Annotated in this window: 12 protein-coding genes; 10 read left to right on the forward strand and 2 right to left on the reverse strand. The window is 34.9% G+C overall.

Features of this window, described 5'->3' with window-relative positions:
• Positions 1-43: 43 nt before the first annotated feature.
• The 6 genes from EKH84_RS09025 (at position 44) to EKH84_RS09050 (ending at position 6,768) form a co-directional block, all read left to right on the forward strand.
• Complete coding sequence (locus EKH84_RS09025; protein WP_127066020.1) at positions 44-1,594, forward strand: hypothetical protein; 1,551 nt, start codon at positions 44-46, stop codon at positions 1,592-1,594.
• Positions 1,595-1,855: 261 nt separating this feature from the next.
• Positions 1,856-2,227: a GntR family transcriptional regulator gene (locus EKH84_RS09030; protein WP_127066021.1), complete on the forward strand. Its 372-nt coding sequence runs from the start codon at positions 1,856-1,858 to the stop codon at positions 2,225-2,227.
• Positions 2,227-3,108, forward strand: coding sequence for an ABC transporter ATP-binding protein (locus tag EKH84_RS09035; protein ID WP_127066022.1), 882 nt, complete (start codon positions 2,227-2,229; stop codon positions 3,106-3,108). The genes EKH84_RS09030 and EKH84_RS09035 overlap by 1 nt, the downstream gene beginning before the upstream one ends.
• Positions 3,108-3,797: a hypothetical protein gene (locus EKH84_RS09040; RefSeq protein ID WP_127066023.1), complete on the forward strand. Its 690-nt coding sequence runs from the start codon at positions 3,108-3,110 to the stop codon at positions 3,795-3,797. The genes EKH84_RS09035 and EKH84_RS09040 overlap by 1 nt, the downstream gene beginning before the upstream one ends.
• Positions 3,798-3,809: 12 nt before the next feature.
• On the forward strand, positions 3,810-4,586 hold the full coding sequence (locus EKH84_RS09045) for a hypothetical protein (protein ID WP_127066024.1): 777 nt from the start codon (positions 3,810-3,812) through the stop codon (positions 4,584-4,586).
• 67 nt (positions 4,587-4,653) lie between these two features.
• The gene (locus tag EKH84_RS09050) at positions 4,654-6,768 is read left to right on the forward strand and encodes a transglycosylase domain-containing protein (protein ID WP_127066025.1); all 2,115 of its coding nucleotides are present in this window, start codon (positions 4,654-4,656) and stop codon (positions 6,766-6,768) included.
• A gap of 188 nt (positions 6,769-6,956) precedes the next feature.
• Here EKH84_RS09050 and EKH84_RS09055 read toward each other — a convergent pair whose 3' ends face one another.
• On the reverse strand, positions 6,957-8,069 hold the full coding sequence (locus tag EKH84_RS09055) for a DUF1648 domain-containing protein (RefSeq protein ID WP_127066026.1): 1,113 nt from the start codon (positions 8,067-8,069) through the stop codon (positions 6,957-6,959).
• Entirely contained in the window at positions 8,062-8,451 is a 390-nt protein-coding gene (locus tag EKH84_RS09060; RefSeq protein WP_013656304.1) for a GntR family transcriptional regulator, read from the reverse strand. Before EKH84_RS09060 ends, EKH84_RS09055 begins: the two co-directional genes overlap by 8 nt.
• A 336-nt stretch (positions 8,452-8,787) precedes the next feature.
• On the opposite strand from EKH84_RS09060, the gene EKH84_RS09065 reads away from it, so the two are divergent.
• From EKH84_RS09065 to EKH84_RS09080, 4 genes are all read left to right on the forward strand, one after another.
• Positions 8,788-9,549 carry an SDR family NAD(P)-dependent oxidoreductase gene (locus EKH84_RS09065; RefSeq protein WP_127066027.1) on the forward strand — a complete coding sequence of 254 codons (762 nt, stop codon included), beginning with the start codon at positions 8,788-8,790 and terminating at the stop codon, positions 9,547-9,549.
• Between the two features lie 80 nt (positions 9,550-9,629).
• On the forward strand, positions 9,630-10,277 hold the full coding sequence (locus EKH84_RS09070; protein WP_127066028.1) for a peroxiredoxin: 648 nt from the start codon (positions 9,630-9,632) through the stop codon (positions 10,275-10,277).
• A 209-nt stretch (positions 10,278-10,486) separates the two neighbouring features.
• Positions 10,487-11,668 carry an iron-containing alcohol dehydrogenase gene (locus tag EKH84_RS09075; protein ID WP_127066029.1) on the forward strand — a complete coding sequence of 394 codons (1,182 nt, stop codon included), beginning with the start codon at positions 10,487-10,489 and terminating at the stop codon, positions 11,666-11,668.
• Between the two features lie 32 nt (positions 11,669-11,700).
• Positions 11,701-12,243, forward strand: a complete 543-nt coding sequence (locus EKH84_RS09080; protein ID WP_013656315.1) for an NUDIX hydrolase — start codon at positions 11,701-11,703, stop codon at positions 12,241-12,243.
• The last annotated feature ends 70 nt before the right edge of the window (positions 12,244-12,313 follow it).

Raw genomic sequence — 12,313 nt, forward strand, 5'->3', positions numbered from 1 at the left:
AGCTACAAAGTAGATTAGGAAATACCAGCTTAGGGGGAAGATTATGAGTTGTCATAAAAAGAAATTATTATCAGTAGTATTACTTATAGTGATAGTTATTGTGATAATGAGTGTGAAGTTTATCTGGGATCAGCAGTATGGAAAACGCTTTGGAGACGTGAAAAAACAAACACAATATAATCAAACCATAGAAGAAAATCCTGGGATTGATTACTTGATTATTACGAATACTGAGCAGATAGATGAAATAGGTAAATATTTAAGCAATGATATTTTTTCTAATATTTCCTTTATTATTGTAGCAGATGAGTTAGAGGGAATCACTGCTAACCAACTACAACTCATTAATTTATTTGTAGAAGAAGGTGGAGGATTGATTCTAAATCCGTTGTGCAAAGATTTTACAAAGAAGTATTTTAACCAATGGTTTGAACAAGGAGGCAGGGTAGCTAAGGGAGAAATAAAAATAGAAAATGAGAGTTTAAAATGGTATTTGAATCGAAAAGTAGATAGGTGGGTTACGGAGGTGCATGAGCTAAAACCTAAAAATACTATAGTCCCTTTACTATCCACTAGAGGCAAAATAATTGCAGCTTATGGAGAGAAAAAGATGGGAAAGATATTTTGGTTACCTTGTAAAATAAAGGATAAAAAGGAGCTGTCACAGAATCCGCTTATTCGATATAGTATAGTGGTTAATGCATTAAATTGGTTTGATTATAATAATTACTATTTTATTTTGAACGATGGGTTTGTAGAAAGAGATAAGGAATATTATTACTGGCTAGCTCCTAATGAGAAACTCACCTTTAATAGTTACTTAGAGTATTCTGAGATATATGGAAAGGACCAAGAATGTGAAGAAATCTTCATGTCAGAGAATGGAATATTGCAAATAACCTCAAGGAAGGGAGAAGTTACCTTAGAGGGAGATGAAAACGTGTATTATAATATCAAAGGTCCTGAAGGGAAAATACGCATAACGGTGTGCAATGATTCTGATAGCTATGTATATGGTTGTGTACTAACGACTAAGTTAAAGACTCAAGAGATTGTATTTGATGAAGGTTTGAAGCATGATCAATTTTATAAATCTCATTTCACTGAAAACCCTATTTTTTCATTAAATGGAAGTACCAAGCGATACGTTAAGTTAAAAATGATTCTTAATGAAAATCAAGAAGATGCTACATTACTAGAATTAAACGGGGAAAGATTTGAACATACGGTGGAACTTGTTGCTGGAGCAAATCAATTACTTGTAGAAGCAACTAATAGAAAAGGTGAGACAGAAGAATTGTATTATAACATTTTCTATTATGATACGCCCTTTGAGATGGAACCAATTCAAGAAACCATAGAAATGATAGAAAAGGGAGTGGCTGAACGTTCAGTTCGCCTTGAGTTCTACATTAATAGATCTTGTGAGGGGTGGTTAAATGGGGAAAAAATGATAGATGAGAAAGAAGGGGAAAATAGAACTAAAGCAGGCTGGGTGGATTTAGAACCAGGAGAGAATAAAGTAGTGATAGAAGTAACAGATGTGTTAGGTAACACAATCAAGAAAGAGATGACGATTACATATAAGCCATAAGCATATGCACGTACTCTTTTTGAAAAAGAAGATGTTCTACATAGGGCGTATAAGTGTAAATAGGGAGATGAAACGCAAAGAGGTATAAGCATTCAGTCTCCCTATTATTATGCAAAAAATGACTATAAATATAATTAATAAAATTTAAAAATATATAAATATAAAGTATTGACAAAAAATACAAAAAGCATTATAACTTAGTTAAATGGTTAGTTAGTTGAGTAACTAACCATTTAACAGAAACGCCAGGAGGTGTAATGGGTGAAGTGGATATTAAATGAGGAAGAACCAATTTATATTCAAATAGCTAGAGCCATAGAAGATGAAATTTTACAAGAAGGTTTCCTAGAAGAAACACAAATCCCCTCTACTAATGAGTTATCCAGGGTTTATCAGATCAATCCAGCTACGGTTTTAAAGGGGATTAATCTATTAGTAGAACGCCATATTTTATATAAGAAAAGAGGGATTGGTATGTTTATTAGTACTGGGGCTGTTAGCGCTATTAAAGAAACTCGGAAAGAGAGCTTCAAGCAAGTTGTTATTACCAATCTCCTTGAAGAAGCGAAAAAGTTAGGGATTAGTAAGAAAGATTTAATAGAGATGATAGAGATGAGTAAGGAGGAATTATGATGGAGGAACTAGCTGTTAAGATAGAGCATTTAAATTATAGCTTTGGCTCACATGAGGTACTAAAAGAGATGAGTTTTAATCTTGAAGTTAATAAGATATATGGCTTATTAGGAAGAAATGGGGCAGGTAAGACTACACTTATTAATCTTCTAGTGAATCAGTTAATTGCTAGAGAGGGAAGTATACAGCTTTTTGGAGAAGATCCTAGGAAGAATCCAGCTATTTTAAAGAAGGTGTGTATTGCTAGAGAAGCAGAATTTTATGCGCCTTATATGAAAGGAAAAGCTATTCTGCAGCTGTATAGCCAGTTTTATGAAGGTTATGATAAACAGTTAGAACAAAAGTTGGTGGCATTTTTTGATATTCCAGTGGATATAGCCTATCGTAAGTATTCTAGAGGAATGAAGTCTTTATTATTTATGATAGTGGCTCTTTGTTCAAAGGCACCGCTCACTATTTTAGATGAACCTACATTAGGAATGGATGCTCCTAATAGAGAACAATTTTATAAAATTTTATTAGATGAATATGTAAAAGAGCCACGTACTTTTATTATTTCTACTCACCTCATTAATGAGATAGAAAATTTATTAGAAGAAGTAATTATTATTGATCAAGGAGAAAGGCTTCTCCAAGAAGAAGTAGAAAGCCTAAAGTCAAAAGCCATTTATTTATCTGGAAATAAAGAAGAATTAGAACGTTTAACAGCTTTGAAAATGGCAAAGCCTAAAGAAAGCTTTGGTAAGAGTGCAACCTATGCTTATATTGGAGAACTTGATGAGCTAGATCAAAAGCTGATTCAATCTACTCATATAGAAATATCACCTATGAGTATTCAGCAGATTTTTGTAGAACTTACAAAGGGGAAGGAGTATAAATAATGAGTGATTATAAAACTACTCTTGGATTCCTTCAAAAAGGTATAACTAAGATGATATTAAAGAGTATGTGGCTAATGGTTATGTTAGATGGCATAGAGTTTTTAGTTAAGTGGCAAATCTTCAAGGAAAATCAGCAAAGCGGCGTGGTGCTTTCGTTTTATACGGGACATATAGTTTTTTTGCTGCTTGTATTAGGAGGAATAGGGGTTCTATTAAGTGGCCATCAGTTTGGCGGATACATAAGTATTTTGGCAAATCGCAAAAGGTGCCTGCAAGGGATAATAAGTTATAGCCTCATAGTCAGCTGCATAGGAACCTTATTGATGAGGGGTTTTACATTTATACTGACAGAAAGTATAGGTAGGTTAAGTCAACTTCCTTATAGGAGTTTTCAAAGTTGGAGTTTGTTAGAGGATTTATTTTTGAGTTTACTAAGCATAAGTGTAGGACTCCTAATAGGTGCTCTTTTTTATAGGTTACATAGGAGAAGCTTTGTATTAGGTTTATGTGTATTAGCTTTTATAGGGATTAAGGTATTTGAGAGGTATCAGCTTTCACCTTGGTATGAGAGAATGAATGGCTTTTCACCTATTCTAGTAGGAAGCATAGCTATACCTGTATTTATAGGTCTCACTGTGGGCCTGCTTTACAAAGCACCTATTAAAGCCTATGCCCATAATTGGTTATAAAGGAGGTAAGGTATGAAGGGAAAACAGGAAAATGCTTTTTTTATTAAAGCTTTTTTTAAACGAAGCTTCATTGTTTTGATATTAGGAAGTATTTTAATGGCCATAACACTGATGAAGTTTTATGAGGCTTATGTAGGTTTAGATTTAAGTGCAAGGGCCCAGGCAAAATTAGTTTTTTCAACACCCTATATTATAACGGGCATTTACTTATTTGTATTAGGGATGAGCTTTAGCTATTATGAATATCCAGGCATAATTAGTATTTATGCTAATCGTAAAAATAATCTAAGACAAATGCTACTTGTAGGAACAGTAGGAATCATCATTTTAGAAAGTATTAATGGTGGCATTACTAGCCTATTTACTTTAGGAGCGAGATATCTATGTCCAGCAGCATCTGTGAAAAATGGTTTTTTGGATGATACTTTGAAGGAATTTCAAAATCTTCAATTTGGAAGTATATTTGTCTCGAGTATAAAAGAAGAGATTGGGATAGGTTTATTTGTTTTTGCCCTAGGATCTTTAATTGGCAGCTTATTTTATCGCTTAAAAGCAAGTTCAGCCATTTGTGTTTTAAGCATTTTACCCATTTTTTTAGCCCTGAGCTTTATTGCTGAAATTTTATTTCATACACAGATGACAGCTTTATTTATGCTTAGTATGCTGATGGTGATTAAGCCAATAATTAGTTTTTGGGGACAACTAGTTTATAGTACTTTATTTTATGTGTTAGCTTATGCCCTACTTAGAAAAGCACCTATTAAAGCCTATGCACATGATTTGTTATAAACCAAGCTGATAATGAAGTGAATATACTATTCGAAGGGATGAAATAGAGAGGAAAGAAGGAAAATAGATGGAGAGAACAAAGTCTAAAAAGACAAAGACCAGGCGTGTGCTGGTTAGTATCGTATTAGGGGGCTTATTACTAATACTGATAGGTATCATAGTTTATGTGGCTAAAACTATAAGTAAGGCACCTGATATAAGTGAGGTCAACATCACGCAGCCCATAAAAGCTAATTCTATTATATATGATGTGTTAGGGGAAAAAATAGATGAATTCTCAGCTGCAGATAATAGGAGTTATATAGGAATAGAAGAAATACCAACATCCGTTATACAAGCAGTTATTACTATTGAAGATAGTAGGTTTTATGAACATCATGGCATTGATATAAGAAAGATATTAGGTGCTGTCGTTAATAATTTTAGTTCTGGGTCATTATCAGATGGGGCTAGTACCATTACCCAGCAAGTAATTAAAGATGCTGTCGCCCTAGAAGGAAATAGTCTAGAAAAAAAGATACAAGAGCAGTATTTAGCGATTAAGTTTGAACAGCTTTATTCGAAAGATACTATTTTAGAATATTACTTAAATAGCATGGGCTTTGGTGCAGATATTGTAGGAATAGAAGCAGCCGCAAATCAATATTATGGGAAATCAGCATCAGAGCTTAGCTTAGTAGAAGGGGCTACATTAGCAGTACTTACGGAAAGACCTACCTATTATAGTCTGTATACTCACCCTGAAAATAACTGGGAAAAAGTTAAACAGGTTTTAGAACAAATGGAAAAGGCGGGCTACCTCACAGCAGAGGAAAAAGAGCAGGCATTACTGGAAAAGCCTTATGAGAGATTAGGTGAAGGACTCCAACAACTATTAGAGGGAGCTCCTAAGGAAGCAATACAGAGCTATTTTGTGGATGCCCTATATAAGCAAATACTAGAAGATTTACAAACGGTTTATAATATTTCAGAGATAGAAGCAAAAGCCAAGATCTATAGTGATGGGCTTCAGATTGAATCAACATTAGACTCTAGAGTGCAAAGTATTGTAGAAAAATATATGGCTGATGAAAGTAATTATCCAGAGAGTCTTTATAAAATACAAGTAGAGTATAGTATAGCAGGTGTAAAAGCTAATGGAACAATGTTTGATAAGAAGGTACAAAGTATCATTTTAAATAGCCAAGAGGATATTCCGGCATTTAAAGAAAAGCAACTTGAAAAATGGCATATAGGACAAGGAGACACAATAGTGAGTGAAAATCTGATTACTATGCCACAGCCACAAAGCGCTTTTGTCGTCACTGATTATAAAACAGGAGCTGTTAAAGCTTTATACGGAGGTAGAGGAGAGAAGTACTATCATGGCTTTAATTATGCAACGCAGGCAAAGCGTATGCCAGGCTCTACTTTTAAAGTATTAGCAGCGTATGCACCAGCCTTAAATGAAGGGAAAATTACACCAGATACGGTGATTAGCAATGAAAAAGTAAGCTTCACCATAGAGGAGGGGGGGAGCTGGACTCCACTGAATTGGAATGGTCAATATCAAGGCTCCTATACCATAACTCAAGCAATTGCTAATTCTATGAATGTGATAGCCGCCAAGGTATTAGTAGAGCAAGTGGGTATAGACAAATCTTTTGAGTATTTAAAGGAATTTGGTTTTACTACACTTAGAGAGGAAGATAAAACTTATGCACTGAGTATGGGAGGTTTAACAGATGGCGTTACACCTTTAGAATTAACAGCAGCGTATGCGACTATTGCCAATGAAGGTACTTATCTAGCACCTAGTTTTTATACAGTAGTAAAAGATAGGGAAGGCAATATATTACTAGATCGTACACAAGGTGAGTTGCAAAATAGTCATCAGGTACTTAGCCAAGAAGCAGCAGGGCAACTAACAACAATGCTCTGTGAGGTAGTAGATGGGCCAAGTGCTCATACAGGTGGTAAGATTAGAAATCACTTTAAACAGATGCCTATAGCTGGGAAAACAGGTACTGCTAGTAATAATACAGATTTACTATTTGTAGGCTATACGCCTTATTATGCAGCAACTATATGGACCGGTTATAGTAATCCTGATGCAATGCCAAGAAGTAATAACTATCATTTAGATTTATGGGCAAAGATTATGAATGAAATTCACCAAGGGGAAGAAATTAAGAAATTTTGATTATTTCCGAGGAAATAATCCTTAAAACGATAAAAAAGAAAAAAGAGGATAAATAAATTGAAGAGGTTATGCCAATGATAAAGATTTTAAAAGCATTATCAGCATAACCTCTTATTATGAACTATCAGTTAAGTTAGCGAGCTTATTGATTGTATTTATAAATCGACTAAAAAGATAAACAATAGTGTTTAATAAGAGGAAAAAATAATGGCACCAATAATCACTAAAAGAGTGACTAAAATAATCAGCTTTCCTTTGAAAGAACCGATATTGATGGTCCAGCCGAGACCATGACGTTTAGCGACTAAAACAGCAGGGTCATTAGGGTTATTATAAAATAGTCCCCAAAGCCAATAATCATCTTGTTCTTCAGGAGGAAGGTAAGCTTCATTTTCCTCCTTGTAGGGAAGATTTCGCTTATAGCAATAGCTATTATATCCCATTAAAATAACGCTTAAGAAAATAGCGCCTACTGAAAGATAGTTATAAATAGGAGTTAAAGTTACTCCTTGAACGGTAGAAAAAACAATGCCCATCATCATTGACGTAATGGCAAAAACTAAAATAAGAATAGTAAGTGCACTCCATTTAAGATATTTCAAAATAACAGTCTTCCCTTTTTCTAACTGTTCTTTGCTCAGCTTGCTTCTTTTGTTAAAGGCGCTATCTAAACTATAACTAAAAAGAAGTGTGATGAGTATTGTCATGCCGGAAGGGAAAAGTGCTGTGGCAATATTTTTATTAGCCCAGCCATCAATTTCACCTACGATATTAAAATGAGTAGGAATAAGCTGAGGCATTTCATTATAGTGGTAAAGTGTATAAGCTCCTAGAAAAAGGCCAATTACTAGTGGGATATATAAAAGCTTTTTATAAATCATTTTAATTTTATTTTTTTGCTCCATAAAAGAAGTATCAATAAGAAGTTTACCGCCTGTAGGTTGAGGCAGATTTAAACTTTTCTTATAAGCTTTTGTTTGCGCATAAGACTTACCATAAACAACAAAGTATAATAAAGTTTCTAATAAAAGAATACCCCCCAATAAAGGGCTATGATTTAAAACGGGTATTTTAATGAGTAGTAATAAAATCATAAGCGTTGTTATGATAAAAGTAATGGTTGTATGAATAAGAAAACTTTTAAGGATTTTTTTGGCTTCAGGTGTTTGACGATAAGCATGTTCTAAGAAAACCCCCATATACGTATCAGCAGTAGAAAAATAAGGTGTTAATATAAAAAGAATATAAAGGATAACGTTAGTTCCAATAACGGATAAAATAGTAAAGGTTGTATTAGTCATTTTGAACACCTCCTGTTTGCTTGTAATAATGAGATAGGCGGTTTAGCAAATAAGCTTCATTGTGGCCCATTAGCTTAGCTTTAGCAGTAAGTAGGGCAAAAGCGTCCTCTAATTCAGCTTCAGTTTTAGGTGAGGCCTGAATAGGAAGTGAACTTACAAGAGCACCTTTTCGTCTGTCCATCTGAATATAGCCTTCTTCTTTGAGTAAATTATAAGCTTTATTAACAGTATGCAGGTTAATGCCAATCTCTTCACCTAAGCTCCTAACAGAAGGGAGAGATTCATTAGGCGCTAACTCACCATTAGCCATAGCTAAGATGATCGCTTCGTAAAGTTGTTCATAAATAGGTTTTTCGCTATTAAAATCGAGTTCTATAAGCATAAAAGCCTCCTTTGATTCAAAATTGAAAGATAGTGATTCAGTTTTTATAAAGAGTGAGTATGAATATCTAAGAAGTTGCTTTAGATCATAGAAACTGAACGTTTAAGATAATTGTTATATAATTAGTATAACAATAGTGGCAAAAAAAGCAAGTGAAATAGGATTAAGTTATAGTGAAAGAGTCGTTACATGAATAATAAAATAAGAAGGTTGTTTGTGATATAATGCTTATTAGTGGTTAAGAGATTAAAGCTTTTTGTAAATAGAAGGCTTTGTAAAAATAGTAGTAGAGTAAGCAGAGTACTAAAGAAAGCTCATAAGGAGGAAGTAAGTGAAATGCAAGGTTATGTACTAATTACAGGCGCTACAAGTGGGATAGGTCTAGCTTTAACTAAAATATTCTGGGATAAGGGTTATTCACTCATTTTAGTAGGAAGAAATGAACACAAGCTTGCGGCTTTGGAAAAACAATTAAAGGGAAAAAGAACGGATTTGAAGGTAGTCATTTGCAAACAAGATTTATCACAGGCAGGGGCAGGAGCGGCACTTTATTTATGGATAAAGCAGCAGCAACTTTCAGTAGATATACTCATTAATAATGCAGGAGCTGGTTATGTAGGTGAGTTTTGTGAGTGCAGCGCTACAAAGATAGAAGCACTTATGACATTAAATATGACAAGCTTAACAGAGCTTACTTATGAATTCGCAAAAGAAATGAAAAGGAGAAGACGAGGCAAAATTTTAAATGTAGCTTCTACAGGCTCCTATCATCCAGGTGCCTATACAGCTGTTTATTATGCAACTAAAGCTTATGTCCTGTCGTTATCAGAAGCACTCTATAAGGAATTAAAGCCTTATGGTGTGACAGTGTCTAGCTTGTGCCCAGGGGCAACAGCAACGCAGTTCGCTAAATCGGCGGGGCGAATAGATGCTGGTTTTGCCATGTCTGCGGAGTTTGTCGCGAAAAAGGCTTTTGAGGGACTGCAAAAAGGTAAGAAAGTAATTATTCCAGGCATACAAAACAAACTTTTAATCAAAGTCCCAAGGTCCATAGCGGCTTATTTTGTGGCACGTTACCAACAAAAGTTAAAGGCATAGGAAAAGCTTAATGTCTCATATATATGCTAAGAGACACAAGACGACTATCTTGTGAGGGCATATATAAGGGAGGTTTAGCAATGCCAGATAACTTTGTTTTAATAGGTGATCAGCTGCCACAAATGAAAGTGCAGACAACCCATGGTATAAGGGTAATACCTGATGATTATGAGGGGAAATGGCTTATTTTATTTAGTCATCCAGGGGATTTTACACCTGTGTGTACCACGGAGTTTGTTTCATTTGCAGAAAACTATCCAACCTTTCAAAAGTTAAATGCAGATTTGCTAGGTTTATCAGTAGACCAAGTACAGCCACATATTGAATGGGTTAATTGGATTAAGGACAACTTAGGGGTAAGTATACCATTTCCTATTATTGCAGATCCTTTAGGAAATGTGGCTAAAAGATTGGGAATGATACAAACTGCAACAGGTACTAAAACAGTAAGAGCTGTTTATTATGTAGATCCTACAGGCAAAGTAAGGCTTATTTTATATTATCCAGCAGAGGTTGGTAGAAATATGGAGGAGATTATAAGAGCCTTAGTAGCCCTTCAAGTAGCTGATGCTAATAAAGTCGCCATGCCAGCTAACTGGCCAAATAATGAGCTCATAGGTGAACAGGTGATTATTCCACCAGCTACAGATATTTATGAAGCTGAAGAAAATTCGAAGCTTTATAATAGTTATGCTTGGTGGTTTGCCTACAAACCTTTAGAGGAATAGCTGGGTATATAGTAAAATAATAAGTTTTATAAAGAGCCCAATAAACACTTAGCTCCAAAGTGTTCATTGGGCTTTCTTTTTGGGTATTGTCACACTATTTTAAGAAGTGGTAGATGCTTTAATAGTGTCAAGAAAATAAAACCCTATGATATAATAATGTTAGAAACAATGAGTGTAATAAAATCCAAAAGGGCAGAGGAGAAAATGACATGAATAATTTTGTTTACTGGGCACCAACAGAAGTGATTTTTGGGAAGGATACAGAGTTACAAGTTACAGCAGCTATTAAAAAGTTTGAAGGAAACCGTATTTTTATCGTATATGGTGGAGGCAGTGTTGTTAGAAGCGGCCTATTAAATAGAGTTTTAGAGCAATTTAAAAAGGAGAATATACCTTATAAAGCAGTAGGAGGTGTACAACCCAACCCTCGTTTAGGCTTTGCTAAGAAGGCTATAGAAGAAGCCAAAGCTTTTGGAGCCGACTTTATTTTAGCCGTAGGCGCAGGAAGTGTGATTGATACTGCAAAAGCGATTGCCCATGGTGTAGCTAATCCAGAGGTGGAACTATGGGACTTTTGGCTGCGTAAGCAAGTGGTAGAGAGAAGTTTACCTGTAGGCTGTATACTTACTTTATCAGCAGCAGGGAGTGAAACAAGTAATTCCTCTGTTTTAACCAATGAAGAGACAGGTGAAAAACGTGGTTTAAGTACAGATTTTAATCGCCCTAAATTTGCCATTATGAATCCTGAAATCACTTATACTTTACCTAAAGAGCAAATTACATACGGTATAGTAGATATTATGATGCATACGCTAGATCGTTATTTTACACCAACCAAAGGTAATACTTTTACGGATGAAGTAGCAGAGGCACTCCTTAGAACGGTGATTAGCTATGGAGAAAAAGCACTACAGAATTCTTATGATTACGAAGCCATGAGTGAACTCATGTGGTGTGGTAGCATATCTCATAATGGACTTACTGGTTTAGGGGCAGTAAGTGATTTTGCACCTCATCAATTAGGTCATGAATTAAGTGGTAAATTTGATGTGGCACATGGCGCTAGCTTGTCGACCATATGGGGAGCATGGGCAAATTATTGTTATGAGGAAAATCCAGAACGCTTTGCTCAGTTTGGTAAAAAAGTATGGGGGATTGAAGAAGAAGATACTAAGAAATGTGCTGTACGTGCCATAGAAAAATTGGTAGGCTATTTTAAGTCAATTGGTGCACCAACTTGTTTTAGTGAATTAGGAATAGGTATTCAAGATGAAGAAAGCTTGAGAGATTTAGCAAGAAGATGTGCCTTTTATGGAACACGTACCATTGGAAGCTTTAAGGTATTAGATGAGAAAGCTATGTATGAGATTTATAAGATAGCAAATAAATAATAATCTATAAGATAGGTGGTGGCGGATGAGTCATGGAAATGCTTGATATTGTAGATGAAAATGGAGAGCCAACAGGCATTATAAAAGAAAGAAGTAAGGTACATGCTGAGGGAGATTTACACAGAACATCTCATGTATGGATTGTAAGAGATAATGGTAAGGGGGGATTAGATGTTTTACTTCAAAAAAGAAGTAAAGACAAGGATTCCCATCCAGGTTGCTATGATATATCCTCAGCAGGACATATACCTGCAGGTTCAACCTATGTAGATTCAGCACTTCGTGAATTAGAAGAAGAGCTAGGTATAAAAGCCTCCTCAGAAGAACTAGAAGAGCGTATGATTAGGCGCATAGCAGAAACGAATATTTTTTATGGCAAAGCGTTTATAGACAATCAGATTACAAGGGTTTATAGATTAAAAAGAAATGACATTGACTTAAGCAAGCTTAAGTTACAACAAGAAGAGATAGAAGCAGTTATGTGGATGGATTATGAACTATGTATAGAAGCTATAAAAAATAATACAATAAAGCATTGTGTGTACTTAGAGGAACTAGAGTGTTTGAAGGATTAAGCAGAAATAACATTCTTCGTAGTTAAACAATGAAAAATGAAAAAGATGGAAATTGACATAAGTTAACATA

The sequence above is a fragment of the Cellulosilyticum sp. WCF-2 genome (assembly GCF_003990395.1).
Classification (GTDB): Bacteria; Bacillota; Clostridia; order Lachnospirales; family Cellulosilyticaceae; genus Cellulosilyticum; species Cellulosilyticum lentocellum.